General features: G+C 60.4%; 28 protein-coding genes. 1 reads left to right on the forward strand and 27 read right to left on the reverse strand.

Annotation, left to right across the window (positions count from 1 at the left end; all coding sequences use genetic code 11):
- Window positions 1-15 precede the first annotated feature (15 nt).
- The 27 genes from fliQ to flgB all read right to left on the reverse strand — a co-directional run bounded on the left by fliQ (window position 16) and on the right by flgB (window position 23,862).
- The gene (gene fliQ / locus HHL25_RS12055) at window positions 16-282 is read right to left on the reverse strand and encodes a flagellar biosynthesis protein FliQ (protein ID WP_169590742.1); all 267 of its coding nucleotides are present in this window, start codon (window positions 280-282) and stop codon (window positions 16-18) included.
- A 46-nt stretch (window positions 283-328) separates the two neighbouring features.
- Entirely contained in the window at window positions 329-787 is a 459-nt protein-coding gene (flgD, locus tag HHL25_RS12060; protein ID WP_169590744.1) for a flagellar hook assembly protein FlgD, read from the reverse strand.
- On the reverse strand, window positions 778-1,227 hold the full coding sequence (flbT, locus tag HHL25_RS12065) for a flagellar biosynthesis repressor FlbT (RefSeq protein ID WP_169590746.1): 450 nt from the start codon (window positions 1,225-1,227) through the stop codon (window positions 778-780). The genes flgD and flbT overlap by 10 nt, the downstream gene beginning before the upstream one ends.
- Window positions 1,224-1,571, reverse strand: coding sequence for a flagellar biosynthesis regulator FlaF (gene flaF, locus HHL25_RS12070; protein WP_169590748.1), 348 nt, complete (start codon window positions 1,569-1,571; stop codon window positions 1,224-1,226). The genes flbT and flaF overlap by 4 nt, the downstream gene beginning before the upstream one ends.
- 38 nt (window positions 1,572-1,609) lie before the next feature.
- Window positions 1,610-2,674 (reverse strand): flagellar hook-associated family protein, encoded by a 1,065-nt coding sequence (locus tag HHL25_RS12075; RefSeq protein WP_169590750.1) that lies wholly within the window; start codon window positions 2,672-2,674, stop codon window positions 1,610-1,612.
- Between the two features lie 6 nt (window positions 2,675-2,680).
- The gene (gene flgK / locus HHL25_RS12080; protein WP_169590751.1) at window positions 2,681-4,138 is read right to left on the reverse strand and encodes a flagellar hook-associated protein FlgK; all 1,458 of its coding nucleotides are present in this window, start codon (window positions 4,136-4,138) and stop codon (window positions 2,681-2,683) included.
- Window positions 4,139-4,160: 22 nt separating this feature from the next.
- Complete coding sequence (locus tag HHL25_RS12085) at window positions 4,161-5,366, reverse strand: flagellar hook protein FlgE (protein WP_169590754.1); 1,206 nt, start codon at window positions 5,364-5,366, stop codon at window positions 4,161-4,163.
- A gap of 128 nt (window positions 5,367-5,494) precedes the next feature.
- Window positions 5,495-6,166, reverse strand: a complete 672-nt coding sequence (gene rem, locus HHL25_RS12090; protein ID WP_169592836.1) for a transcriptional activator Rem — start codon at window positions 6,164-6,166, stop codon at window positions 5,495-5,497.
- A 277-nt stretch (window positions 6,167-6,443) separates the two neighbouring features.
- Window positions 6,444-7,019 (reverse strand): transglycosylase SLT domain-containing protein, encoded by a 576-nt coding sequence (locus HHL25_RS12095; RefSeq protein ID WP_169590756.1) that lies wholly within the window; start codon window positions 7,017-7,019, stop codon window positions 6,444-6,446.
- Window positions 6,949-8,442 (reverse strand): flagellar hook-length control protein FliK, encoded by a 1,494-nt coding sequence (gene fliK, locus HHL25_RS12100; RefSeq protein WP_169590758.1) that lies wholly within the window; start codon window positions 8,440-8,442, stop codon window positions 6,949-6,951. The genes HHL25_RS12095 and fliK overlap by 71 nt, the downstream gene beginning before the upstream one ends.
- Before the next feature lie 14 nt (window positions 8,443-8,456).
- Complete coding sequence (gene motC / locus HHL25_RS12105) at window positions 8,457-9,797, reverse strand: chemotaxis protein MotC (RefSeq protein WP_169590760.1); 1,341 nt, start codon at window positions 9,795-9,797, stop codon at window positions 8,457-8,459.
- Between the two features lie 4 nt (window positions 9,798-9,801).
- On the reverse strand, window positions 9,802-11,112 hold the full coding sequence (locus tag HHL25_RS12110; protein WP_169590762.1) for a MotB family protein: 1,311 nt from the start codon (window positions 11,110-11,112) through the stop codon (window positions 9,802-9,804).
- Complete coding sequence (locus tag HHL25_RS12115; RefSeq protein ID WP_169590764.1) at window positions 11,109-11,765, reverse strand: GTPase; 657 nt, start codon at window positions 11,763-11,765, stop codon at window positions 11,109-11,111. Before HHL25_RS12115 ends, HHL25_RS12110 begins: the two co-directional genes overlap by 4 nt.
- Window positions 11,766-12,061: 296 nt before the next feature.
- Window positions 12,062-13,027 (reverse strand): flagellin N-terminal helical domain-containing protein, encoded by a 966-nt coding sequence (locus HHL25_RS12120; protein WP_169590767.1) that lies wholly within the window; start codon window positions 13,025-13,027, stop codon window positions 12,062-12,064.
- Window positions 13,028-13,334: 307 nt separating this feature from the next.
- Window positions 13,335-14,567: a flagellin N-terminal helical domain-containing protein gene (locus HHL25_RS12125; protein ID WP_169590770.1), complete on the reverse strand. Its 1,233-nt coding sequence runs from the start codon at window positions 14,565-14,567 to the stop codon at window positions 13,335-13,337.
- A 234-nt stretch (window positions 14,568-14,801) separates the two neighbouring features.
- Window positions 14,802-15,998 (reverse strand): flagellin N-terminal helical domain-containing protein, encoded by a 1,197-nt coding sequence (locus tag HHL25_RS12130; protein ID WP_169590772.1) that lies wholly within the window; start codon window positions 15,996-15,998, stop codon window positions 14,802-14,804.
- 310 nt (window positions 15,999-16,308) lie between these two features.
- Window positions 16,309-17,505 (reverse strand): flagellin N-terminal helical domain-containing protein, encoded by a 1,197-nt coding sequence (locus tag HHL25_RS12135; protein WP_169590775.1) that lies wholly within the window; start codon window positions 17,503-17,505, stop codon window positions 16,309-16,311.
- 239 nt (window positions 17,506-17,744) lie between these two features.
- Window positions 17,745-18,482, reverse strand: a complete 738-nt coding sequence (gene fliP, locus HHL25_RS12140; RefSeq protein WP_169590777.1) for a flagellar type III secretion system pore protein FliP — start codon at window positions 18,480-18,482, stop codon at window positions 17,745-17,747.
- Window positions 18,479-19,003: a flagellar basal body-associated FliL family protein gene (locus HHL25_RS12145; RefSeq protein WP_169590779.1), complete on the reverse strand. Its 525-nt coding sequence runs from the start codon at window positions 19,001-19,003 to the stop codon at window positions 18,479-18,481. The genes fliP and HHL25_RS12145 overlap by 4 nt, the downstream gene beginning before the upstream one ends.
- A gap of 39 nt (window positions 19,004-19,042) precedes the next feature.
- Entirely contained in the window at window positions 19,043-19,756 is a 714-nt protein-coding gene (gene flgH / locus HHL25_RS12150) for a flagellar basal body L-ring protein FlgH (protein WP_169590781.1), read from the reverse strand.
- On the reverse strand, window positions 19,753-20,286 hold the full coding sequence (locus HHL25_RS12155) for a MotE family protein (protein WP_246701791.1): 534 nt from the start codon (window positions 20,284-20,286) through the stop codon (window positions 19,753-19,755). Before HHL25_RS12155 ends, flgH begins: the two co-directional genes overlap by 4 nt.
- Window positions 20,283-21,404 carry a flagellar basal body P-ring protein FlgI gene (locus HHL25_RS12160; protein WP_169590784.1) on the reverse strand — a complete coding sequence of 374 codons (1,122 nt, stop codon included), beginning with the start codon at window positions 21,402-21,404 and terminating at the stop codon, window positions 20,283-20,285. The genes HHL25_RS12155 and HHL25_RS12160 overlap by 4 nt, the downstream gene beginning before the upstream one ends.
- The gene (gene flgA, locus HHL25_RS12165) at window positions 21,401-21,883 is read right to left on the reverse strand and encodes a flagellar basal body P-ring formation chaperone FlgA (RefSeq protein WP_169590786.1); all 483 of its coding nucleotides are present in this window, start codon (window positions 21,881-21,883) and stop codon (window positions 21,401-21,403) included. The genes HHL25_RS12160 and flgA overlap by 4 nt, the downstream gene beginning before the upstream one ends.
- 18 nt (window positions 21,884-21,901) lie before the next feature.
- Complete coding sequence (gene flgG, locus HHL25_RS12170; RefSeq protein WP_169590789.1) at window positions 21,902-22,690, reverse strand: flagellar basal-body rod protein FlgG; 789 nt, start codon at window positions 22,688-22,690, stop codon at window positions 21,902-21,904.
- A 19-nt stretch (window positions 22,691-22,709) separates the two neighbouring features.
- A complete protein-coding gene (locus tag HHL25_RS12175) occupies window positions 22,710-23,048 on the reverse strand; it encodes a flagellar hook-basal body complex protein FliE (protein ID WP_169590791.1) in 339 nt (112 codons plus the stop codon).
- Entirely contained in the window at window positions 23,045-23,467 is a 423-nt protein-coding gene (gene flgC / locus HHL25_RS12180; protein WP_169590794.1) for a flagellar basal body rod protein FlgC, read from the reverse strand. Before flgC ends, HHL25_RS12175 begins: the two co-directional genes overlap by 4 nt.
- 2 nt (window positions 23,468-23,469) lie before the next feature.
- Complete coding sequence (gene flgB, locus HHL25_RS12185; RefSeq protein WP_169590796.1) at window positions 23,470-23,862, reverse strand: flagellar basal body rod protein FlgB; 393 nt, start codon at window positions 23,860-23,862, stop codon at window positions 23,470-23,472.
- A gap of 115 nt (window positions 23,863-23,977) precedes the next feature.
- Between flgB and HHL25_RS12190 the strand changes: the two genes are divergently transcribed.
- The gene (locus HHL25_RS12190) at window positions 23,978-24,640 is read left to right on the forward strand and encodes a phosphoribosyltransferase (protein ID WP_169590799.1); all 663 of its coding nucleotides are present in this window, start codon (window positions 23,978-23,980) and stop codon (window positions 24,638-24,640) included.
- Window positions 24,641-24,657: the final 17 nt, after the last annotated feature.

Here is a 24,657-nt window from a genome sequence, read left to right on the forward strand (position 1 = left end):
CGCGCCTAGACGCGATCAGAAGCCAGACTGGACGCGCGAAAAGACGAGATTGGCAAAGAGCGAGATCTGCGCGCCGACAAAGGGGGCGCTGATGCCGATCGTCAGCATGATGGCGACGATCTTGGGTACGAAGGTCAGGGTCATTTCCTGGACCTGGGTCAAAGCCTGGATGAGCGCGATGGTGACGCCCACGACCATGGCTGCAAGCACGGCGGGACCGGATGCGATCAGCACGGTCCAGACGGCTGCCTGCATGATATCGAGAGCGTCGGCCTCATTCATGGAACTTGTCCCTTAACCCGAGCGGGGAGAATCACTCCCCGGCCCATCAGGTGCTGGAATCAGTACCAGTGTCGGTCTCGCTGGTCGAGGGCGTGCCGACGCGGACACCGACAACGATCGGGATTTCGTCGCCTTCGGTGGTCGTGGCTACCATGGTATCGCTGTAGACGCGAACAGAAGCGATGACACCGGAGGTCTTTTCATCGGCACTGGTGATGGTCTTGCCGATGTAGTTGGATGCGTTGGTCAGCGCGTTGCCGGTGATCAAAGTCTCGAGGTTCGAGTTCGTCTGGATCGTCTGCTCGACCTGGGAGAAGGTCGCGAGCTGGGCAATCTGCTCACTCGCGTCCATCGGATCCGTCGGGTCCTGGTTCTGCATCTGCGCGATCAGGAGCTTCAGGAAAGAATCGTAGTCGAGCGATGCAGAGGCGGCCGCCGACGAGGCACTCTTGTCGGTCGTCGTCGTGTTGGTGCCCGAGACGCCGTTTACGCCGCTTACCGCCATGGTGCGATCTCCTTGCGAATCTGCTCGACGGTCGCCGGCGTCATCTCCTGGCTGTTGAGGATCTTGTCCTCGATGGCGTAGAGGCCACGGATCGCCTTGAGGGCGTCGAAAGCACGGCCGGACGAAACCATCGCGTCGATGCGCTTCAGCTCGGCCAGGATCTCTTCGTTCTCGAAGCAGGTCAGCAGCATGATGATCGACTTGCGGAACATCGCCATCGACTGATCGCGGCCTTCCGGGTTGATCAACATCATCTGGGCGATGAAGTAGAGCTGCCGCAGCGGGGTCGTCGCCTGCTCGGGCTGGAGGACGTGGTTTTCCAGAAGGAAGGTCACGTCGTTCAAGAACTCCAGCGCAACCTTGCGGTCGACGCGCAGAACCGCTCCGTTGATGAAAATACGTTCGCCCGACTTGAGCGAGATGCGCAAAGTGCTCTTCATTTCAGTCCATCCCTGATGATGGTTGTCACGTCAATAATGCCCTGGAAATTGGTGGACTGCCGTTTCCGGATCCGATCGCATTCCTTCAAGATCCAGATGGCGATCGAAATCAGATTGGCACGTAATTCCGTATCCAATTGGTTTTCTGGGTGTTTCAAGTCTTCGATGAAGCGGATCCAGACCCGGCGCGTATAGAACAGCGCCTCGATGGCCTCACGATTGTACCCCTCTTCGTCGCGCGCCGCGCTCAGAAGCTCAATGCAACGCGTCAGTGCCTGCCTCTCACGATCCTTGGCGTCGGCGACGCCATCCTCCATGATTTCGGCATATGAAAACTGGTACATTCATCTGTCCTTCATTTTCATTTCATTCCCTTTGGTCATCAAAGGTAGTTGACGAGACTCAGTGCCTGGATCTTCGACGTCAACGTGTAGGAGGCCTCCACGAGGGAGAGCAGGGTGTTTACGCGGGTCGACGCCTCGTAGGCGTCAACCTCGGTCTTGGCACCGAGACTGGTCTCGATGATATCGACCTGGATCTTCAAGGAGGCATCCGCCTTCTCGATGCGGTTCTCTGAGAGACCGAGTTCGGTTCTCGTCGAGTTGATGCCGGTGATGGCCTTGCCGGTGTAGCTGACCGCTTGGTCGACGGCGACAGCGACGGCATCCGAAGGCGCGCCGATGTTCAACAATTCCTGCGTAATGACCGATGCGAGCGCAAAGTAACGAAAGCCGTTATTGTTTGCCGACGCGGAGCTATTGACTGTCTCCGACTGACTGATGCGGCTTGTCATCACCTGATCCGTCGCGCTGGACCAGTCCGTGGTGAAGTCGGTGCCGGTGAACATCGGCTCCAGCACGTTGGTGATGAAATCGTCCATGCTGGGCGCAGCGCCACTGGCGACGATGTTTGCCGTGTCGACCGTGCTCGTCGGCGCAAAGCCAAAGTAGGAAGTGAATGCCGCATCGAACGTCGCCTTGGCGGCCGATGTCTCCGTGTAGTCGGCCATTGGCTGAACATCGGTGTTGATGCCGGCAAAAATGAACTCGCCGTTCACCGACGTGTTCACCATGCTGACCATCGTGTCGAGCGAGTTCTTGACCGTCTGGATCGTCGTATTGATCGTGTCGGTGTTCGAAGCGCCCGAGATCGTGATGAGCGAGGTGTTCATCTGTTCGGCGGCGGTTGCGATCTGGTTGAGCGCTTCCTGCGAGGCCGACAGCCGCTGGGTGGCGATACTGTTGTTGCTGATGATCGAGTTCAGCCGCAGACTTTCGCGGCTGAGGTCCACGACGGTCGACGTCTTGCTGCCCAGCTCCGCTCCGATGTCGGCGAACTGTCCGGTACTGACTTCCTGTTGCGCCTTGAGAAGCTCGGACTGGGCCTCGCGGATCGTCAACCGCATCGAGGTCTGGACCGAAAGATTGGAGATACTGGACGTTGACATTATGGCTTACCCCGCCATTTCGAGGACGGCTTGCAGCATCTCGTCGATCGTCGAGACAAGCTTGGCTGCCGCTTTGTAAGACTGCTCAACATCGAGCAGCAGTGAAAGTTCTTCGTCGAGGCTGACGCCCGTCTTCGTCGAATAGGTCTGATAGGTGCGCTCGTAGAGCGCAGTCTTGTTCTCGGACGCAGTCGTTGCGTTCGAACGGTATTCTTCGAGCCAGCCGATCGAGTCCGACGAGAAGGACATGAGGCTGGTGGCCGTGGTCAGGTCCGCATCAGCTGAGAACGAGCGGTCCGCGGAAAGTTCGTCGACATAGGCGTTGATCAGGTCGGTGAAGCCGGAGGATCCGCCGGTGTTCTGAACATAGGTCGCGCCATTGATGCCGCCGTCGCGGATCAGCATCGGATCGCCGCCGGAATCGGAGCGCACCGCGGTATTGACCCTAATGAGCGCCGACAGGCCAGGCTCGACCACACCCGAGGTCAGCGTCGTGCCGCCCGGCCAGGTGAAGAGACCCGGCATGTCCGGATCGACGCCATTGGGATCGCTCTCGGCAAAGGCCTCGATCAGACCGCGGGCGACCTCATCGAGCTGGGTCTGAAAGGTCGGCGCGATGACGTCGCGGAGCTGAACCAGGGCGCTCAGCGTTCCCTGGCCATCGGTGTTGCCGCCGACACCGGCGCGGACCGGGGTGCCGTCGATGTAGACCGCATTGCCCGATACCGTCGCATCGTAGGTGTTGGTGCGCGTGAAGGTGACTTCGCGGGGGTCGGTCTCGAACAGCGTCGTGCCGTCGGACGTGTAGAGCACCATGTCACCGAAGTCGCGCATGTTGATGCTGACGCCGACGATACCGGAGATCTCCTTGACCAGGGTGTCGCGCCGGTCGAGGTAGTTGTCCGCATCAGCACCCGTTGCAGTCAGGCGCACAACCGTATCGTTGACCGTTTTGAACTCGGCGAGAAGCTTGTTGAGCGACTCGACCTGCTCGGCGATCTGCGCATCGGTGTCCGCACGCAAGGACTGCGTGGCGGCTGCGGCGTTGTTCAGCGAGTTCGCAACGTCGATGGCGTCGGTCACGACGGTCGAGGCAAGCGCATATTCGCCAGGTGCCGCAGCAAAGGACTGCAGGCTGCTCTGAAGATTTGCGAGATAGGTCGCAGTCGAGAGCTCGTAGTCGTTGCCGCCGAGCGTGCTCGACAGTGTCTCCAATCCCTCCAGCAGAGTATCCTGGGCACTCTGCTGGGAGGTCGAGTTGGAGAACTGGCGCAGAAGCGCCATCTGCTGGGAGCGCTCCGTCTGCACCATCGTCGCGCCGTAAACGGTCTGAACGACGACGGTCTGGCGCCTGGCGTAGTTATCATTCCCGTCATTGGAGACGTTTGTCGTGAGCACGGAGGTTTGCTGCCCCGTGTTCCGGAAGATTGCCTGAGCGGTGCCAAGCGACGATGCAAGCGACATTGGGCTACCCTAACTTCCGTAATTATCTCTTCAGGTTGACCAGGACGTCCATCAATTCGGAGCCGGTCTGGAAAACCTTGGAGTTGGCTGTGTAATTGCGCTGGGATTCGATCATCGCCGTCAGCTCTTCCGCCACGTCAACGTTGGAATCCTCGAGGGCACCCGACAGAATGGAGCCGAAGCCGCTGGAGCCCGCATAACCCATGACGATAACGCCGGAGTCGTTCGACTGGGTGTAGAGATTGCCGGCAACCGGATTGAGGTTGTCCGGGCTCTGCACGCTGGCGAGCGCCACGCGGAACTTCGGAACAAGGTCACCGTTCTCATAGGCAATCGACACCACGCCAGTGTCGTCGATTTCGTAGCCCTTGACCTTCGAAGCGGCGTTGCCGTTGACTTCACCTTCTTCGACGGAGAAGCCCGAAGCGAGCTGGGTGGTGTCGCCGACCTGCAGCGTGATCTGAGGAACTTCAGCACCGTCGATGGTGAAGGTGTCGAGGGTCAGCTCGCCCGACGCAGGATCGATGAGGTTGCCGTCGACGTCGAATTCCATGGTCGTGGTCGCGAGAACGGTGGCGGGTGTACCGGGGCCCGTCGCCGTCACGGTCCACATATTGTCGGCCGTCTTTTCATAGGTGAACTCAATCAGACGGCTGGAGCCCTGACTGTCGAAGACCTTCAGCGAGGTCTTCTGTGTGAAGCCGACAGCCTCACCGTTCGGCAAGTTGACGTTCAACGTGCCCGTATCCGACGCTACAGCCGAGATGCCGGAACCCGACAGATCGACCGGCTCGAGACCGTCGAAACCGTTGACGACGATCGTCGGATCAGCGGTCGAGTCGTATTCGTAACCCATCAGGGTATAACCAGCGGTATTCTTGAGCGTGCCGTCATCCTGAAGGACGAAGGAGCCGGCGCGGGTCAGATACTCGACACCGTCCTCACCGGAGACGATGAAGAAGCCGTCGCCGTTGATCGCCAGATCGGTGGTCGAGGTGGTGTAGCTGAACGTACCCTGGGCCGAAATCGAATAACGCACGTCGGTTTCAACGCCACCGGAATTGTAGGCGCCGGCCGTGCTTGGCAAAATCATCGATGAAAATTGAACAGAGGCCTTCTTGTAGCCGACCGTGCTCGAGTTGGCGATGTTGTCGGCGACCGTGCCGAGACGATTTGCCTGGGCATTCATCCCGGACACGCCGGTCCGCATCGTTCCATAAAGGCTCATAGTAAATCCTCGTTTGCGTAGTCATTGCAGACATTAAGAGGCGGGCCTTGCGTGAAGCTGTCTGGTGCGGCGGGCAATTTCGAAATCATCCGAACGGCCCGCTCGCCAGGCCCCCTAGCCTTCAAAGGTCATTCCCAGTCGATGCAGTAACCGAGGAAACGCTTGGAATCGACCGGATCGAAACCGAGCTTCTTGCGCAGCTTCTTGCGCAGCTTGGAGATATGGCTCTCAACCACGTTCTCCTCGACCTCTTCATCGAAGATGCCGTAGATCGCGTTGAAGATCTGGGTCTTCGAAACACGACGGCCGCGGTTTGCGACCAAGTATTCCAGAATGCGGCGCTCGCGTCGCGGCAGAGGGAAGACCTCGCCAGAGATCTCCGGATCGCGACCATCCGAGAAGACACGGATCGGGCCGATCTCGGTGAAGTTTGCAATCGCCTTCAGGCGCCGGCGGATCGCCGCCGCCCGAGCCAGGATCTCGCGCGGATGAACCGGCTTGCGCACGACATCATCAACACCGCAGTCGAACAGCGCCAGCGTCGCCTCGAGCGACGGCTGATCGCTAACCGCGATCACAGGGGCCGTCGTCCGATCGCGGATCGCCCGCGGCAACTCAAGCGTGCGATCGCCCTGCCCAAGCAGGAAAGCCTCGACCGCAGCGATGTCAGAATCTGCCGCCGTATTGACCCACTCTCCGAATTCGATCGGATCAAATCCGGTCGATGGAATGCCTTCACGTCCAAATAAGGAAGTGTACCCTTCTTTCACGAGCTCTCGCTCATCTACCACTACGATCACGTCCGCCTCCGAATCAGTGTGGTGCCTCGATGTACTATCGGTACGAATCGGGGGATTCACGGACAACTAGATGATGTTAATGGTGGAAGTTAATAATTGATTAAGATTTTTGTGCCGATTTGAACTACATATAGTGGCTTTATTGTTTTATAGGCACTATTTTTGCGCGCAGAAGTTAACGAATGGTTAATGTAGCTCCGCGCAATTAACCATCTTCCACATTCTGGACACAATGTAGCAAATCGGCACTTTCGTGGCTGTCTAGCCCCAAATATGGTTAGTCACCGCAAAATTTCTGGGCGTTGGCGGTCCATTTGCCATAGCCGGTCGCCACCAGATTGGCGATCACCCGACACACGTATCGCTTCTGTGCAGGGTCGTTGTTGGGCCCCGCATGGTAGCGGGCCACTGCCATCGTCCAGGTTTCATGACGAACGTGCAGGTTGTTGAGAAAGCGCGCCGCGTACTCGACATTTGCGCGCGGATTGAACATCGCTTGAACCGAAGAGAAATGCTCTCCGTGGAAGTGCTGGTTGATCTGCATGCACCCCACATCGATCAGCTTGGCACCCTGTTGCCGAGCGATCGAGAAGGCCTGCAGCGCATCCCCCTCGCTGTCGAAGTACATGGCCTTGCCCTCCACGTTGAGTGCAAAGGCTTGAAGCGAGCCCTTGCGCCCTGTCTCCGTCAGACCGACAGAATAGAGGATACCCTCCGGGATCTGGTACTTCTCGGCAGCGGCGCGGATCTCCCGCTCACAGGCTCCTGTGGAAGCGCCGGCCTCAGAGATAGACGTGGCCAGGGCGAGAAGAGCCAGACCCGCCAGAGACTGTTTGAACCGTGCTCGCGCCATCTGCCATCGTCCCCGTCTGATTGGCCGTTTCCTGACGTTCTGCCGCCATGCGGCGCTCGCCACTGCCGTTGCCACCCTGGTTGCCGCTCTGCGATGCCTGCTGGCCCGTCTGCTGGCCCTGGCCGCCCGTCTGGGCGGAATCGGTGCGGTCCGCGCTGCTCACGGCCAGACTGACCTGGATCTGGTCAACAGCGAAGCCCTGGGCTCTGAGAGCCTTCAGCATGTCGCTCTGATCGTCGCTCAACTGCTTGTAGGCAGCGTGGGTTTCCACCGTCAGCTGGACCGAGAGCTCCTCGCCGGTCAACCTGAGCGTTGCCGTGACATTGCCGAGTTCGATTGGGCTCATCTGCAACTTGAGCGTATTCACGACCTTGCCGGAGCTCGACTGCGTCGCTGCATTGGCCAGCTCGGAACCGGGCGCCATGGCGCTTGCCCACTCGCCGTCGCCCATCAGGGCTGCCGTAATGCCCACCGCATTGCCGGATGCAGGGGCGATGTAACGACGAGCCTCGAGCACGGCGATGGGCGCGCCGCCATCCTTGGCGGAACCCGCTTCAACCTTGACCGGCTCGCCCTCGGCCGCGCTGGTGCGCATCGACAGGGCCTGCCCCTTGCCGTCGGCCCGCAGGAAGCGGAAAGATCGATCCGTTTCCGTAGCGTCAGCGCCCTGCTCGGTATCCGCATTTGCGGCCAGCTCGGCTGCATCACTGGTGTCGGAGTGTCTTTCCGCTTTTCCGATGGCCGCCGCCAGCGCAGCCTCATTGTCGAGACCGTTCGCAGCGTGCTGCGCAGAGTTGCGCCCTGCCTGGTGAACCTGGACATTGGCCTGGGCGGCATCGGCCGCACCACCCGAAAGAAGGCTCAGAACTTCGTTCAGCTCCGCGGATGCGGCACCCGTGTCATCCTGGTCGGCACCTTCAACCGTTTCCGCGTCGTCCACCGTCTTGTCGGACTTTTCGGATTTGACCGATTGGGCATGCTTGGCGACGGCAGCGCGCTGTGCGCCGTCAAGGACCGTCGCCTGAGCGCCGCCATGGGACGCGGTGTCGTTACCGATCGCAACCTTTGCAGACTTGCGGGTATCGGCTTCGGTCACGCCATCCGCAGTCTCCTGACCGGTCTTGCCGACCTCCGACTGCTCCTTGCCGTCCGCATTGTTCAGTGCCCGCGAAATCGCCGTACGAGCGATCTCGATCAGCGGCTTGCGCGTATTGTCAGAAGAGACTTCACCCGTCTGATCTCCGGTTGGGGTTTCGCCAGTGGCCGACGGCTGTGCCTCGGTGTCGGCATCCTGACGGTGCCGGTCGTGATGACCCGCCGTCGACAATGCATCATAGAACCCGTTGCCGGCCGAATTGTCCGCCTTCGCCGCCGCCGCGCTTGAATAGGCCGTAGTGTCGGGCGTCGAAACTTTGGGGGCCATGGCCGGGTCTATCATCAGTCGGTGCCTTCTTCGTTCAGGAGCTTGTCGATCGCATCGAGCTTGGTGCGGCCCGTATCGACGAAAGAGCGGAACTCCGGATCCTGGTCTTTTTCACTTGCTGTCTGCGGTGCCTCGGCCTTGGCCGCGGCTTCCGCAGGAGCCGCAGGCATCTGCGCCTTCGGATCCTGCTGTCCTTCCGCCACCGGGTTCTGCTGCGTCTCTTCTGACGCTGCCGAAGCAGGTACATCACCGCTGCCTGATATACTCGGCTCTTGAACTTGCGCCGGGCTTTCCACCGCGGGAGCGGCAACCGGCTTGCGCAGAACCTCCTCCCCAATCGCCGCGGCAGCGTCACGGAGGGCGCGATCCGAGGGGGACAGGGTCTCGTCTGGAATTGCCGCGATGGCCGCGATCGCCGCGCTCACCTCATTGGTCGGTATGCCGGCGAGCCCCCCATAGAGGTTGGCCAGGGCGTCAGCGCCTTCCGCCGTACCCGACAGGATGCGCGCCTTATCAGCGGACGACCGGGCCAGTTCGTTCTTGCCCTTGATCGCCGCCTGACGGGCTATGCGCAGATAGACCTCACGCTGGCGGTCGGAATCCATGTGGGCGAGGGTTTCGTCAATGGTGTCCTGGCTAAAGGCGTCGTTGTGCTCGACAACCAACTGAACGAAGAGATCGGCGAACTGGCTTGCGTACGGCGAATGGAGAAAGCGCCGCGCATAGCGGTTCGCGTAACCGGACGCCTTGTCCACCATGCCACCTTCCACGGCAACGGCCAGCGAACGGCGCAAGGCCGCCTCCTCGACGATCGTCCCCGGCGCCGTGAGACGAGCCCAATCGTAGAACTTCAACGCAGCGGTGGGATCACGGGAAATGGAGACATTGCCGGCGACGAGGGCAAGGTAGGGCGCGATCTTGCTGCCACGATACTCCGTGGCCATGTCGCCGAGACTCTTGGCAATGAGTGTGCCCTTGCCGGAGAGATACTTGCGCAACGCGTCCGTGACCCGATCGTCGAAATTGCCGTCGACGTCGCGCGCCACGAGAAATTCGAGGGTCGCCGGATTACCGCCACTCATCGCATAGATAAGCGCGGCATCGACGTTGCGCGGCTCCTCGAACACGCCGGATTCGGCATTCCGCAGGCGCTTGTCGATCGTCTCCAGCATGAAACGCTGCATCTCGGCGGCCGAGTGGTCACCGAGGACAACCGAATCCTGCACGAATTGCAGCGAGCGCAACATCTTGTAGGGATCGATGTTATCGAGATCCTGGGCATGTGCGCCAACGCCCCCCATCGTTGCGAGGAGGGCCAAGGCAGGCACGAGCGCTGGCAGTCTCAGGCGCCGCATATCGTCACCCCTGATCTGCTTGAATCAGGATCTCGATGCGACGGTTGGCATCGGCGAGCGGATCCTCGGGCACCTGCAGGCGGCGGTCGGCAAAGCCGGACACCTGCTCCACCCGATCCTCGGCCAAGCCACCCTTGAGCAGCATGTAGTAGGCACTATGGGCGCGCGACATCGACAGACGCCAGTTGTCGTTCTCCGTTCCCTTGAACTGACGGCCGTCGGTATGACCGCGAATGACGATCGCACCGGGACGCTTCTGCAGCAGCTTGCCGATCCGCTCCATGGCCAGCACCATTTCCTTGCGCGGCACCGCGGAACCGACGTTGAACATCGGCGTGTCGGACTGGTCGGTGATCGTCACCAGCATTCCGCCTTCGGCCGGCTTGACGATCAGGCCCTCGGCGAGCTTTCCGGAAACGCCGCCGATCTCCTTTTCGATCTCGGTCTTCAGATCCTTGGCGACCTTCTCCTTGGCCTCGAGGTCAGCGACGAACTGTTCTTCCTCGCTCTTCGGCGCGGTTGCCTGTTCGGTCTCGGTCTTCGTTTCCTTGCCGTCGTCAGGCAATTTCGTCGTGGCGCTCTGCTCGATTACTTCGGCGAGCGGATCGTCCGGCTTTTCGTCTGGCTCGGACTTCTGATCTGGCGTGGCGAGGGCGACCTGCTCCTCGGTTTTGGTCGGGTCGGTGTTCTCGACGGGGGTCGGCAGGGTTTCCTGCTTGCCCGGCTTGCCCTTGGTCGACTGGACCTGCTGAGTCCAGAAATCAGGATCGAACGGGTCGCGATAGGCTTCGCCGCCTTCTGCACCGGTCGAGGGACCGGAGTCCGCCGCACCGCCCTCGCCCTTGGCGCTGACATTGGCCTGCTGGCCGACTTCCTGGGCAATTTCCGCCAGGACCGAATAGGGATTTTCGAAAAAGTCGGCTTCGGAGTAGTTGGCCTGATCGCCGGAACTCGCAGTCTGGTCTTCACCACTCGCAGCGGCCGCGCCCACCGTCTGTTGCTCTTCCTCGACCTGCGAGCGCTCCTGCTTCTGCTCACCCTCGGCCTGATCGACCGGCTTCTTCAACCCCTTTTCCGTCGGCTTCTCGTCGGAGAGCTTGATCGGGTTGAAATAACTCGCGACAGAGGCCTTGGTCTCCTCATTGGCCGCGTTGACCAGCCACATCACCAAGAAGAATGCCATCATTGCGGTCATGAAGTCGGCATAGGCGATCTTCCAGGCGCCGCCATGGGCGCCGTCATGATCGCCGCCGCCATGTCGCTTGATGATGACGATTTCGTTCTTGCCGTGGTGGTGGTTCTCGCCTTCGCTCATCCCAGCACCTTCTTCAAGCTAGCCGCGAAGGCCGAGATACGGGTCACGAGGACCGTACCGGCGACATCAACGGACAAATCGAGATCTTCGGCCTCGACATGGCGCAGGCCGGCGGCTGCTTCCTGCATATGGCCAGCCAGAAGATCGAACAGTTTCTTCGGTCCCTTGACCGTAATTGTGCCGGCTTCACCTTCAGCGAGCGCAGCTTTCAACAGATCCGCGAGGTCGGCCGTCGCCTTGTCTGCCACTTCCTTCTCAAGGAAGGGCACCAGAGCCGCGACCGCCTGCTCGCTGACAGAAAGAGCGAGGTCTGACGACAACTTCTTCAGGCCATCGGCCACCAGTCTCGCGGAATCCTCGGCGAGACGCGTCTGCAACTGTGAGATCGCCTCGTCGTTCGCCGCGTCGCTCGCCAGTCTTTCGGCGGCGAATTTCTCGGTGAGTTCACGTGTCGCGGCCTCAAACCCTTCCGCGTAAGCCTCGCGACGCACGGCCTCGACGTCGACAGGTTCCGGCTCTGGCGCCGCAGGAAAATCGAGATCGAAGGATCCGAGATCAGGCGCACCGAAATCAGAACCGACGAGGTCCGGTGCAGGGCTTGACGGCACCTGCGCCGAGAAATCCTTGAGATAGTGGGCGAGCGGCATGCTCATCGACGATCGACTCCAATGACGTGGAAGGCCGGTTTCCGGTCAGCGCGATGGGTGAGCACCGTTGAACGTTCAAGGATATTTGCGACGCGCAATTTCATCATGCCACTCAAAGCCAGGTTCGCCTTCGCTGAATTTTCACCCGCGCCTGGCGAAACCGCCATTTGCCTCGACCGAACCTAGAAGTCCAAACTTGTGCGAGGATGAAGGTGGAAGGCGCCGGACCCGGCCGAGCGTGCTCCTCTTCAAGCCTCGAACGCGGACTGCCGCCGGATGCCGGCGGCAAGCGAACCCGCGCCTTACTTGAACAGGGTCAGGATGTTTTCCGCATTGGTGTTGGCGATCGACAGGGCCTGGATGCCGAGCTGCTGCTGCGTCTGCAGGGCCTTCAGGCGGGTCGATTCCTCGTTCATGTCGGCATCGACCAGACGACCGACACCCTTGTCGATAACGTCCATCAGGTTGGACACGAAGCTGTCCTGCATCTCGATGCGACTGGTGATGGCACCGAGCGTCGATGCGGCGTCGGTCAGCTGGCCCAGAAGTTCTTCCACGACGCTGATCATGTCGCTCAGTTCGTCGTCGGTGGTCGCCATGCTGATCTCGATCTCGGTGCCGGTCGCCGGCGTGGTCGAGGAAATATCGAGGAGGAAGTAGTTGCGGGCGGTGCCTGTCGGGGTCGACATCAGGGCATCCGCATCGATATCCTTGGTCAGAAACCCGCGCGACGCATCGAAGCTATCGAGCAGCACGGACTCGGCGGTATCGAAATTGAGGGTCGTCACCTCCACGGAGCCATCGGCACCGCGCACGAAGGACGACACGACCTGCTTGGTGCCAAGCGCAGCCGGATTGGTATTGTAGAGCCAGTTCTCGCCGGAGAAGGATGCCGATTGCGCCGAGGAAACCAGCTGGTTCTTCAGCTGTTTCATTTCCTCGTTAATCTTTTCCTTGTCGACGCCCGGCTCGCTTGCCGCGACCAATTTGGCCTTGATCTGGGTCATCACGTCGATGACGTTGTCGAGCGCCGTGTAGGCCGTATCGACGGTCGCGGCGCCAAGGCCCAGCGCGTCGGCGACGGTCGAGAGTGCCGCATTGTCAGAACGCATGGTGGTGGCGATCGACCAGTAGCCAGCATTGTCGGCCGCGGTCTCAACCCTGTAGCCGGACGACACTCGCCGCTGCGTGGTTTCCAGATTCGTGTCGATGGTCCGAAGCGTCTGGAGTGCAGCCATCGCCGCAGCATTGGTCATAATACTGGTCATCTGATGCCCCAATTCTCAATGAAATCACATCCGGCGGACACGCCGGAGGCGACAGGAGGGCATCATGCTGACAAGACGCAAAGCTGCGTCGTCCCCGTCACCGTTAACAAATCGTTAACGGTGGCAGTTAACAAATCGTTGCTTTCATTGGCAAGTCCAGAAAGTGCTAACGATAGCAAAATCGGAAACACGTACAGTTTCGCGCAAGGCAATAAAGGAAAACCCGCGCCCTTTCGAGGCGCGGGTCTCACCGAACACATCCGACATGTCAGGCCGGGACGAAGTCGCCCTTAGCCGAGGGCGCCGGTTACTGACGGAAGAGCGTCAGGATGTTTTCGGAAGCGGTGTTGGCGATGGACAGCGACTGGATGGCGAGCTGCTGCTGGGTCTGCAGGGCTTTCAGGCGGGTCGATTCCTCGTTCATATCGGCATCGACGAGACGGCCGATACCGGAGTCGATCGAGTCGGTCAGCGAAGCAACGAACTCTTCCTGCATGCCAATGCGCATGGCGATCGAACCGAGATCGGAGCTTGCGCTGATGACAGTTTCGAGGGCGAGATCGACGGCGCTGACCATGACGTCAAGTTCGTCGTTGGTGAGGGTGGTGATGTCCACGGTATCGATCGAATTCGGCGCCGGGATGTTGGTGGCCGGCAGATTTGCCGTATCAACACCATAGTAGACACCAGCCTCGTCGTGCAGTGCCTCCTGGCCGGTACCAGTCACGTCCGTGGCGAGGACCCAGGTGTCCGCGTCGGCCTGGACGAAGTAGCTGCCGTTGGTGATGACGGTGACGCCACCGACGATCAGGTCGGCGGTTGCCTGGGCAAGCTGGGTCGTCGTGCTGCCAACGGTGTTGGTGGTGAAGGTTGCAGCCGAGCCGATCAGTTGGTCGATGGTGTAAGCGGCTACCGTCTGGGAGGTGACGACACCATTGGTGTTGACATCCAGCGTGACGGCGTTCTGGGAAACGTTGTAGGTGCGATCGAGGATGCCGGTGTCGCCGACGGTGTCGAAGAGCACGGTATCGCCATTGAGTTCGTAGTCTATCTTCTTGACCGAGACCGAACCGTCTTCGGCGCGGACGAAGGAACCAACGACGTTCTTGAAAACTGAGCCACCGGAGAGGTCGGCCTGGAGCCAGTTTTCACCGGAGAAGGATGCGGCCGACGAGATCGTGCGCAGCTGTTCCTGCAGCTGGGCGATCTCTTCCTGGATCTTGGAGCGGTCAACGCCTTCTTCCGTGGCGGCGACCATCTTGGCCTTGATTTCCTTGACCACTTCAACTGCGGTTTCCATCGCAGAATAGGCGGTGTCCACCTTTGCTGCGCCGAGGCCGAGGGCGTCCTGGACGGCGGAGAGCGCCATGTTGTCGGAACGCATGGTGGTCGCGATCGACCAGTAGGCGGCGTTGTCGGAAGCGGTACCGACGCGCAGGCCCGACGATACCCGTGCCTGGGTGCGTTCCATGCTGTCGTCGATGGAGCGGAGTGTCTGCAGTGCCGCCATTGCGGCGTTGTTCGTCAAAATGCTGGTCATGATATTTGCCCCTGAAATTGGCTAGATAGAGGGACATCCCGGATCAGCCGGGAACGATGGGGAGGCCTTATGCCGTTAACCGTTTCTTCGTCTAGGTTAACCCATCGTTTCGATGGTTGCAGTTAAGACGGTGTTGGTTAACAAACCTTAAACGGCCCAATAAAAAGATTACCAAAATGAAAAAGGGCCGCGCCCCGGAAGGGCGCGACCCGAATTCGGCTCGATGCGCTAGGATTAGCGGAAGAGCGACAGAATGACTTCCGAAGAAGAGTTGGCAATCGACAGCGACTGAACGGCGAGCTGCTGCTGGGTCTGCAGGGCCTTCAGGCGGGTCGATTCTTCGTTCAGGTCGGCGTCGACGAGTCGGCCAACACCCTTGTCGATCGAGTCCGAGAGCGAGTTGACGAACTCGGTCTGCAAGTCGATGCGCATGCCGATCGAACCGAGGTCCGCAGCCGCGCTGGTCATGTCGGTCAACGCTTCGTCGACGCCGGAGATCATGGCATCGAGCTGTGCCGGGGTCAGACCGGTGATGTCGAGGTTCTCGATCGAGGACGGAGCGGCGATGGAAGCCGGAAGGTTGGCCGTATCTACACCGTAGTAGGTGCCGCCCTCATCATGAACGGTTTCCTGGCCCGTGCCGGTGACATCAACCGCCTGAACCCAGGTGGTGTCATCGATCTTGACATAGAACGTGCCTGCAGCATCAGCGAGCTGAGTGGTCTTGCCCGCTGCCGTCGTGTTGGTCGTGAACGTCGCGTTGAGAGCGATCAGGTCGTCCACTGTGTAAGCAGCAACGGTTACCTCTGCGGAAGCACCGTCGGTGTTAACGGAAAGAGTGACAGAATTCGAGGTGACGTTGTAGGTCTTGTCAAGAATGCCGCCTGCACCGGTGTTGTCGAACAGCACGTTGTCGGTGTTCAGCTCATAATCAACCTTCTTGACCGAAACGCTGCCGTCCTCGGCGCGGACGAAGGAGGCCACGACGGACTTTGCGACCGTGCCGGCCGTGCCACCGAGGTCAGCCTGGAGCCAGTTTTCACCCGAGAACGAAGCTGCCTGGGCGATCGAGGACAGCTGATCCTTCAGCTGGTCGATTTCTTCCTGGATCTTGGCCTTGTCGACGCCGTCTTCGGTCGCAGCAACGAGCTTGGCCTTGATTTCCTTGACGACTTCGATAGCCGAGTCCATGCCGGAATAGGCGGTGTCAACCTTTGCAGCGCCGAGGCCGAGAGCGTCCGAAACGGCCGAGAGGGCCATGTTGTCGGACTTCATCGTCGTGGCGATCGACCAGTAAGCGGCGTTGTCCGAAGCGGAACCGACGCGCAGACCGGAGGAGACGCGATCCTGCGTTTCTTCCATGCCCGAGGAAATCGAACGAAGGGTAGAGAGCGCAGCCATTGCTGCGACGTTGGTCAAAATGCTAGTCATAGTTGCATTGCCCCTATTGGCTTACTGTGAAGGGACATTCCGGCTTCACCGGAAACGGCGCACAGCGTCATGCTTATCAACCCCTTAATTTTTCAGGTTAACTCGCCGTTTCGATGGAGCCAGTAAACGGCAGTAAGGTTAATGAAGCGCTAAACGAAACGAGAATTTTCACGATTCGGGGAAAAATGGCAGCACAGCCTTAACGGGTACGCGCGCGTAACACGAAAGGCTTAAAACAATAATAAAGCCGCACCCGTTTCCGGACGCGGCTTCTTTTCTCAGGACCAGAAAGTTGGCCGGCTTCGCGCTATTAGCGGAAGAGCGACAGGACGTTCTGCGTGTCGGAGTTTGCGATCGACAGCGACTGGATGGCGAGCTGCTGCTGGGTCTGCAGGGCCTTCAGGCGGGTCGATTCTTCGTTCAGGTCGGCGTCGACGAGACGGCCGACACCCTTGTCGATCGAGTCCGAGAGCGAGTTGACGAACTCGTTCTGCATGTCGATGCGCGAGGAGATCGAGCCAAGTGCTGCAGCCGCGCTGGTCATGTCGGTCAACGCTTCGTCGACGCCGGAGATCATGGCATCGAGCTGTGCCGGGGTCAGACCGGTGATGTCGAGGTTCTCGATCGAGGACGGAGCGGCGACGGAAGCCGGAAGGTTGGCCGTATCTACACCGTAGTAGGTGCCGCCCTCATCATGAACGGTTTCCTGGCCCGTGCCGGTGACATCAACCGCCTGAACCCAGGTGGTGTCATCGATCTTGACATAGAACGTGCCTGCAGCATCAGCGAGCTGAGTGGTCTTGCCCGCTGCCGTCGTGTTGGTCGTGAACGTCGCGTTGAGAGCGATCAGGTCGTCCACTGTGTAAGCAGCAACGGTTACCTCTGCGGAAGCACCGTCGGTGTTAACGGAAAGAGTGACAGAATTCGAGGTGACGTTGTAGGTCTTGTCAAGAATGCCGCCTGCACCGGTGTTGTCGAACAGCACGTTGTCGGTGTTCAGCTCATAGTCAACCTTCTTGACCGAAACGCTGCCGTCATCGGCGCGGACGAAGGAGGCTACGACGGACTTTGCGACCGTGCCGGCCGTGCCACCGAGGTCAGCCTGGAGCCAGTTTTCACCCGAGAACGAAGCTGCCGAAGCGATCGAGGTCAGCTGGTCCTTGAGCTGGGTGATTTCTTCCTGGATCTTGGTCTTGTCGACGCCGTCTTCGGTGGCGGCAACGAGCTTGGCCTTGATTTCCTTGACGACTTCGATAGCCGAGTCCATGCCGGAATAGGCGGTGTCAACCTTTGCAGCGCCGAGGCCGAGAGCGTCCGAAACGGCCGAGAGGGCCATGTTGTCGGACTTCATCGTCGTGGCGATCGACCAGTAAGCGGCGTTGTCCGAAGCGGAACCGACGCGCAGACCGGAGGAGACACGAGCCTGGGTTTCTTCCATGCCGGAAGCGATAGAGCGGAGCGTGGACAGCGCAGCCATTGCGCTGGTGTTGGTGAGAATGCTGGTCATTAGTTTGTCCCTTAAAAACGAGATACTGAGGGGGACATACCGGGCTAAAAAAACTACCGGTCACGACAGTTCGGCATCATGCCATTCGGTAACTTTTTCTTGGGCTACCAGACCTGTTGTACGAGGACCAAACTCGCAGCCAATTATTGCCAAGAGCTTAACCGACCGGGGATCGGTAAACTTGGACAAATCTATGGTAAACAAGGAAGAAACGATTTCGCGGAGGGTGTTCCGAACTGTCAGGAAAAGGAGCGCACGAGGCTTCCGACCAGGAGGTTCCAGCCGTCGATGAGGACGAAGAAGAGGATCTTGAACGGCAGCGAGATCGACGTCGGCGGCAGCATCATCATACCCATGGCCATGGTGATCGTCGCAACGATCATGTCGATGACCAGGAAGGGCAGAATGATCAAGAAGCCGATTTCGAAACCGCGGCGGATCTCCGACAGCATGAAGGCGGGAACGAGCACGCGATAGTCGATCTTGTCATCGGAAATCGTCGCCTGGCCGCGTTCGTTGGCGATGTCGACAAAGAGCTTCAGATCCTTGTCGCGCGTGTTTGCGGCCATGAAGGTGCGGAACGGTTCGGCGATTGCCTTCACGGAGTCCGCCTCGCTCATGCGGTTCTCGAGCAGCGGCTGCACGCCATCCGTCCATGCCCGGTCCATGGTCGGCGCCATGACGTAGAACGTCATGAACAGCGCCATGCTGGTCAGGATCATGTTGGACGGGGTGGAGGCGAGCCCCATGCCGGAACGCAGGATCGAAAAGGCGATGACGAAGCGCGGGAAGCTCGTCACCATGATGAGGATGCCGGGGGCAACCGAGAGGACCGTCAGAAGACCGAAGGTACGGATGATCCAAGCAGCGACCGAACCGTCGATCGGCGCATTGAGAAGATCCGTGGGCAGTTGCTGCGCAGCAGCAAGCCCTGGCGCCATCGTCATGACGGCAAGAAGAAGGAGGAACCGAATCATTCGATCACAAAAGTCCTGAACATCACCTTCGATACGCGCCCTTCGGATCGAAGGTCAACACGCTCCTGGATGTCATCCTTCAAATACTGGAAGCCGCGCGGGCCCTCGATCTGCTGGAGGGAAACGGTGCGCAGGTAGGCAAGGATATCCTGATGAACGTCCTCGGCGATCTTAACGTCCGGGGCGCCGTTGAAGAGCAGTGCCACCTCAAGCCGGATCCAGTTTTCGGAGGGATAAGCGAGATTGGTGGTGATCGGCTCGAGCTGGACGATGCCGTTCGCCTCGGTGGCGATGTGGGGAAGCCCCTCCTCGGCCTTGCCCTCGCCATGCGCGCCGGCCGCCTTGGCGGCTTCCGCCTCTGCCGCCTTGTTGGCATCCTCGACGGCCTTGATCTTCGGCGCGAGCATGGAGCCGATTACCCAGCCCCCTCCTCCGCCGACGAGCGTCAGCACGGCGATCGCGGCAATCAGCATCACCGTGCCGGATTTCTTTTTCGGTTCCGTCGCTTCGGCCTGTTCCATGTGCCTTGCCGTCCCTTCCAGCTTGCCTTGTTGCGCGCGTCAGAGCGGCGAGAAAAGATCGACCACCTGCTGACCGACCGGCGGCTGCTGGACTTCCGTCAGGCGACCGCGTCCGCCGTAGGAAATGCGGGCTTCGGCGATACGCTCGTAGGAGATCGTGTTTTCCGCATCGACGTCCTGCGGACGGACGATACCGGCGACGTTCAGGATCCGGATCTCGTGGTTGACGCGGACCTCCTGCGAACCGCTGATCAGCAGGTTGCCGTTTTCCAGGATGCCCGTCACGACGGCGGCCACCAGCAGGTTCAGCTTTTCGGAGCGCTCGGTCGAGCCCTTGCCCTGCGTGCTGGTGTCCGAACCGGAGCTCAGGTCACCTGTGGTCGCGGGGACTTCGGTGCCGAAGAGGTTGGCCTGGGTCGACCAGTTTATGCCGCTCGAATTGGTGCGGCTGCGGTCCGTTTCATTGTTGAAGGACGCCTTGTCGTTGATCTCGATGTTGACCGTCAGGATGTCGCCGACGTTCAAGGCGCGCGCGTCCTTGAACAGCGCCGATTGGTTGTCGCTCCAGAGAGAATAGCCGCTCGCCACCGCACGCGGTTGCTTCGGATAAAGCGCCATCTGCGGGGTCTGGCTGTAACGCAGACCGCTGCCGATCGGCGACATGGACGGCGCGTTGCCGATTTCCTTCAGGGTCTGGCTCTGGCAACCCGCCAGAAACAGAACGGCCAGGATTGCCGGGGAACGCTTGATCATGACGGGTCCTTCGAAGTGGTCGGATCGCCGGCACTCGACATGATGGCCGCGACCATGGCAGCCTTGTCGGCCTTCATTTCGCTGAGGATGAGGCTCGACTGGCGGGCCGGGAGCTTCATGATGATTGCCGCGGCGAGGATCGTGTCGATCTCCTGCAGTTGGGGGGCGGCCGCATCGGGCTTCATCTTCTTGTAGATCTCGACGAGGTTGCCCTCCGCCTGCTTCATGAAGGCATTGCGGCGGGACAGCCAGTCTTCGTATTCCTCGCGCCGCTTTTCGAGCACGGCGATACGCGCGTCGACGTCGGCCTGCAGTTCTTCGAGTTCCTGCTTCTGCAGCAGGTAGCGCTGGTCGCGCGCCGAGTCGGCGATACTGGTGCAGAACTGCTGGATCTCGTCCTGCGTCGCCTTGCCCGGGGCGGCCTGTTCCTGTGCACTTCCCGACGCCAACGGCAGGGCGGCGAGCGCACCAACGAGAAGGACATTGCGAGCGTGCGACTTGATCATGAGCGAAGGTCTTGTGGTGGTCATTGCAGTACGAGCTCCGCCTGCAGGGCGCCGGCCGACTTGATACCCTGGAGGATCGCGATGATGCCGTCGGGCTTGACGCCGATGTTGTTGAGGCCGGCGACGAGGGTCCGAAGATCCGGACCTTCGACGATGGCGATCTTGTCGCCGGTCTTCGCGGCCATGATGTCGGTCTGGTCCTGGATCGCTGTCTGGCCGCGCGAGAAGGGTTCGGGCTGGATGACCTGCGGCGTCTCGGTGACCTGGACGGTCAGCGTGCCGTAGCTGACCGCGACCTTAGACACCCGCACATCCGCGCCGATGACGATCGTGCCAGTGCGTTCGTTGATGACGACCTTTGCCGGAGAATCGGTCTCGACCTGCAGGTTCTCGATATCGGCCATCAGACGCGCAAGATCAGCCGTTCGCGGCTTCTGGACCACGACTTCCTGGCTGTCGCGCGACTCGGCGATGGGCCCGCCATAGGTCGCCTTGGCATAAGCGTTGACAGTATCCGCGATGCGGATGGCAGTGGTGAAGTCGGGGTTGCGAAGCTGCAGGACGAGATTGACCGAATCCTTGAACTTCGACGGCAACTCGCGCTCGATGATGGCACCATTGGGCACACGGCCAGAGGTCGTGATGCCCTCCTGAACGCTTGCTGCCTGGCCCTGGGCATTAAAGCCGGAAACGATGACGGATCCTTGAGCGACGGCGTAAATCTGGCCATCGGCACCGGTCAGCGAGGTCATGACGAGAGTGCCGCCGCGCAGCGATGTCGCGTCGCCAAGCGAGCTGACGGTCGCGTCGATGCGGCTGCCGGGGCTGGAGAACGGCGGCAGGTTGGCCGTAACCATGACCGCCGCCACGTTCTTGGCATTGGACTGGCCACCCTGTGTCGAGATGCCGAGGTTCTGCAGCATCGCACGCATCGACTGATCGGTGAAGGGCGATGAGCGCAGACTGTCGCCGGTCCCCTGGAGACCAACGATCAGGCCGTAGCCGATCAGCTGGTTGTCACGGCCGGACTGCAGCGAGGCGATATCCTTGATACGCGAGCCTGCGGCCTCGGCGCCGAGAACGGGCCAGAGGAACGCCGCGAACGCGACGAGCGCGATCCGGGACAAACGGAAAGTCTTCATTTCGCCATCACCTGTACTGTTCCGTCCGCCAGCACGGTGCCGGTGACGATTACGCCCGAATCGAGATTGCGAACCTTGATGACATCGCCGATCGAGGCATCCGTGAGCGGCGTGCCCGATGCGGAGATGGTCATGTTTCCGATGGTGAAGGTCAGCCGGATGTTGGCACCGCGATTGATTGCGTAGGGCGGGCGCAGGCTGGCGACCGGGATGGTCCGGCCCGGCAGCAGCGTCCGCTTGGAAACCATGCCCTCGACCTCGGAGATCGACCGAGCATAGCCTCCGGCCAGGTTCGGATTGGTGACCTTTACCTCTTCCAGTTGGGACGCGGACACGGTTTCGCCAGGATAGATGGTCTGCGTCGGCACGACCGCAAGACCCTGCGCAAGCGCGGCTCCGGTTGTCGTAAGCACCGATGCGGCAACGGCCAAGGGGGCCGACACGCGTACCAAGTATCTGATCATCTGGCGAAACGTCATGTTTGCCCGCCTCCGTTCTTACTTCAGGTTCTTGCTGACGATCTGAGCCATTTCATCAGCGGTCTGGATGACCTTGGAGTTCATTTCGTAAGCGCGCTGGGCCGAAATCATGTCCGTGATTTCCTTGACGGAATCGACGTTCGACGACTCGAGGTAGCCCTGCTTGATGTAGCCGAAGCCCGGATCTTCCGGCGCCGCCACGATGGCTTCGCCCGATGCCGCGGTTTCGGCGAACAGGTTGTCGCCGAGCGGCTTCAGGCCGGCCTCGTTGACGAAGTTCGCGATCGTCAGCTGACCGAGTTCGGTATAGTCGGAGCTGTTGCCGATGCGGGCCGAAACCTGACCGGTGCGGGACACGACAACTTCGCTGGCGTCCTGCGGAATGGTGATGCCCGGGACGACAGCATAGCCGTCGATCGTCACCAGCTGGCCGTCGGCATTGGTGTTGAAGGCACCGGAGCGGCTGTAAAGCGTCGTGCCATCCGGCGATTCGATCTGGAACCAACCGCGACCGACGAGCGCCATGTCGAGTTCGTTCGACGTCTGTGCGAGCTCGCCCTGGGTGTGAATGTTACGGACAGCAGCCGTCTGAACACCAAGACCGATATTGGCCCCTTCCGGCACAATCGCCTGGTTGGCGCGGTTCGGCACGCCCTGGGCCCGTTCGGTCTGGTAGAGCAGATCGGCGAACTCGGCGCGGGCGCGCTTGTAGCCGGTCGTGTTGATGTTGGCGATGTTGTTCGCGATGACCTCAAGATTGGTCTGCTGGGCATCCATGCCGGTAGCTGCGATGGCGAGCGCTCTCATGTGTTCGTCCTCAAATCCGCTAGATCTGCATCTTCGTTATTTCGAGATAGGCCGAGACAATCTTGTCCCGGAGCGCGATCGCCGTTTGCAGCGACTGTTCTGCCGCGAGGACCGCATCGACGACCTCGCGAGGGTTGGCCTTGCCGGAAATCCCGTCAAAGGACGTGGCCTCCGCCTGCTTCAGATTGTTGACGGCGCCGGTTGCCATCTCTCCCAGAACGCTGGCGAAGCTCACGCCGGTCTGCGTGCCGGGGGTCGTGCCGATGGCGGACGAAGAGGAACTAACGGCATCCGTGGTTACGGAGCCGAGCCCTGCGGCCTTGGCCAGCGAACTTACGGTATTGATTTGATCGATCATTGTGAGGCCTTCAGAAGGGCGATGGTCTGCGAAATCAGGTCGCGTGTCTGTTTGACGGTCTGGAGATTGGCTTCGTAGGTGCGGTTTGCTTCCCGCATGTCGCCCATCTCGATGAGCATGTTGACGTTCGGCATCTTGACGACGCCGTTTGCGTCGGCTGCCGGATGACCGGGTTCGTATTCCTCGATGAAGTCGGAATCATCGACGCCGAGGGTCTTGACCTTGACCAGATCGACTCCGCTTGCGCGGTCCAGTTCGGTACCGAAAGTCACCGTCTTGCGGCGATAGGGATCGGCACCGGGCGTGTCGCCAGTCGAACGGGCGTTGGCGATGTTTTCCGAGACGACGCGCAGGCGGGTCGACTGGACTTCCAGGCCGCTGCCGGCAATCTTCAGGGCGGATGACAAGGGATCAGTCATTTTTATCTCTTCACCGTCATAAGCATCATGCGATGGAAGGAAGCGACGAGCGACGTATTGAGTTCGCTCTGGCGCTTGATTTCGCCGGTCTTGGTCAGTTCCTCGGCGATCGAAACGGAGTTGCCGGATTCCTGCATGCCGATTTCGTTGTTGAGTTCTGCCTCTTCGACGGCGATGTTCTCGTCGGTCAGGTCGCTCGCGGCCATGTGGCCGGGCTGGGTCCGCGCCATCTGCGTCATGGCCGTGGTATCCAGGACCGCGCTGAAGGGCGTAATATCCTTGGCCAGATATTTCGGGGTGTTGGCATTAGCAATGTTGCCCGCCACGACCTCCTGGCGCACGGCGAGCCATTCGGCCTGCCTGGATGCCACGCTGAATAACTGGATGGGGTTCATAGACTTTACTCCGCCATTTTCTGTCCTGAACCTAGGGCGGTAAACTTGCGTGGGACTTACGGAAGAAGAAGCCTGGCATTCGACCGTCGAAAGCTTGCGAAGGAGGCGCGTGACAATGTCGTTCAAGGACAGGATCGAAGCCGGGGAACGGCTTGCGGACGCACTCGAGCGCTTCCGGAACGAAGACGCGGTGGTCATCGCGCTGCCACGCGGCGGGGTGGACGTCGCCCTACCTGTCGCCCGCCGGCTTGCCGCGCCGCTGACCCTGCTGCTGGTGAGAAAGATCGGCCTGCCGGAGCAACCCGAACTCGCGATGGGGGCAATCGTCGACGGAGACTGGCCGATAACCGTCAGGAACGAGAGCGTGATCGGATTTTCGGGGGTGGATGATGCCACATTCGAGGCGGTCGCCGAGCGCGAGCTGGCGGAAATCCATCGCCGCCACACGCTCTATCTCGGCGGCCGCAAACCCGTGCCGGTCGAGGGACGCCTGGCAATCGTCGTCGACGACGGCATAGCCACAGGCGCGACTGTGCGTGCGGCGATCAAGGGCCTAAAGGCTCGAAAACCGAGGAAGATCGTGCTTGCAGTGCCCGTCGCGTCAGACGACGCTCTCACGCTCCTGCGGGACGACGTGGATGAAATCGTCCGCCTCGAGCCGATGCACATGTTGGGGGCGATCGGCTTCAGCTACCGGCATTTTCCGCAACTCACCGATGCCGATGTCATTGCCGCCCTGGATGCGGCGGAAGCCGAGCGGGACAGGCCGGAGACATGAGGGCCCCAAAGGGCCTT

Source organism: Rhizobium terricola, from assembly GCF_012927355.1.
GTDB classification, from domain to species: Bacteria; Pseudomonadota; Alphaproteobacteria; order Rhizobiales; family Rhizobiaceae; genus Allorhizobium; species Allorhizobium terricola.

Excerpts from the sequence above, each read along its gene's own strand:
- HHL25_RS12120 (WP_169590767.1), bottom strand. The coding sequence starts at position 13,027 with ATGACCAGTATTATGACCAATGCTGCGGCGATGGCTGCACTCCAGACG.
- flgA (WP_169590786.1), bottom strand. The coding sequence starts at position 21,883 with ATGACGTTTCGCCAGATGATCAGATACTTGGTACGCGTGTCGGCCCCC.
- flgK (WP_169590751.1), bottom strand. The coding sequence starts at position 4,138 with ATGTCGCTTGCATCGTCGCTTGGCACCGCTCAGGCAATCTTCCGGAAC.
- HHL25_RS12155 (WP_246701791.1), bottom strand. The coding sequence starts at position 20,286 with ATGACCACCACAAGACCTTCGCTCATGATCAAGTCGCACGCTCGCAAT.
- HHL25_RS12130 (WP_169590772.1), bottom strand. The coding sequence starts at position 15,998 with ATGACTAGCATTTTGACCAACGTCGCAGCAATGGCTGCGCTCTCTACC.
- fliQ (WP_169590742.1), bottom strand. The coding sequence starts at position 282 with ATGAATGAGGCCGACGCTCTCGATATCATGCAGGCAGCCGTCTGGACC.
- HHL25_RS12145 (WP_169590779.1), bottom strand. The coding sequence starts at position 19,003 with ATGGAACAGGCCGAAGCGACGGAACCGAAAAAGAAATCCGGCACGGTG.
- HHL25_RS12115 (WP_169590764.1), bottom strand. The coding sequence starts at position 11,765 with ATGAGCATGCCGCTCGCCCACTATCTCAAGGATTTCTCGGCGCAGGTG.
- flgB (WP_169590796.1), bottom strand. The coding sequence starts at position 23,862 with ATGAACCCCATCCAGTTATTCAGCGTGGCATCCAGGCAGGCCGAATGG.
- HHL25_RS12175 (WP_169590791.1), bottom strand. The coding sequence starts at position 23,048 with ATGATCGATCAAATCAATACCGTAAGTTCGCTGGCCAAGGCCGCAGGG.
- flgC (WP_169590794.1), bottom strand. The coding sequence starts at position 23,467 with ATGACTGATCCCTTGTCATCCGCCCTGAAGATTGCCGGCAGCGGCCTG.
- flbT (WP_169590746.1), bottom strand. The coding sequence starts at position 1,227 with ATGAAGAGCACTTTGCGCATCTCGCTCAAGTCGGGCGAACGTATTTTC.
- fliP (WP_169590777.1), bottom strand. The coding sequence starts at position 18,482 with ATGATTCGGTTCCTCCTTCTTCTTGCCGTCATGACGATGGCGCCAGGG.
- HHL25_RS12160 (WP_169590784.1), bottom strand. The coding sequence starts at position 21,404 with ATGAAGACTTTCCGTTTGTCCCGGATCGCGCTCGTCGCGTTCGCGGCG.
- HHL25_RS12125 (WP_169590770.1), bottom strand. The coding sequence starts at position 14,567 with ATGACCAGCATTTTGACGAACAACGCCGCAATGGCGGCACTGCAGACA.
- flgG (WP_169590789.1), bottom strand. The coding sequence starts at position 22,690 with ATGAGAGCGCTCGCCATCGCAGCTACCGGCATGGATGCCCAGCAGACC.
- flgD (WP_169590744.1), bottom strand. The coding sequence starts at position 787 with ATGGCGGTAAGCGGCGTAAACGGCGTCTCGGGCACCAACACGACGACG.
- HHL25_RS12095 (WP_169590756.1), bottom strand. The coding sequence starts at position 7,019 with ATGGCGCGAGCACGGTTCAAACAGTCTCTGGCGGGTCTGGCTCTTCTC.
- motC (WP_169590760.1), bottom strand. The coding sequence starts at position 9,797 with ATGCGGCGCCTGAGACTGCCAGCGCTCGTGCCTGCCTTGGCCCTCCTC.
- flgH (WP_169590781.1), bottom strand. The coding sequence starts at position 19,756 with ATGATCAAGCGTTCCCCGGCAATCCTGGCCGTTCTGTTTCTGGCGGGT.
- HHL25_RS12190 (WP_169590799.1), top strand. The coding sequence starts at position 23,978 with ATGTCGTTCAAGGACAGGATCGAAGCCGGGGAACGGCTTGCGGACGCA.
- HHL25_RS12075 (WP_169590750.1), bottom strand. The coding sequence starts at position 2,674 with ATGTCAACGTCCAGTATCTCCAATCTTTCGGTCCAGACCTCGATGCGG.
- HHL25_RS12085 (WP_169590754.1), bottom strand. The coding sequence starts at position 5,366 with ATGAGCCTTTATGGAACGATGCGGACCGGCGTGTCCGGGATGAATGCC.
- HHL25_RS12135 (WP_169590775.1), bottom strand. The coding sequence starts at position 17,505 with ATGACCAGCATTCTCACCAACACCAGCGCAATGGCTGCGCTGTCCACG.
- flaF (WP_169590748.1), bottom strand. The coding sequence starts at position 1,571 with ATGTACCAGTTTTCATATGCCGAAATCATGGAGGATGGCGTCGCCGAC.
- fliK (WP_169590758.1), bottom strand. The coding sequence starts at position 8,442 with ATGGCCCCCAAAGTTTCGACGCCCGACACTACGGCCTATTCAAGCGCG.
- HHL25_RS12110 (WP_169590762.1), bottom strand. The coding sequence starts at position 11,112 with ATGAGCGAAGGCGAGAACCACCACCACGGCAAGAACGAAATCGTCATC.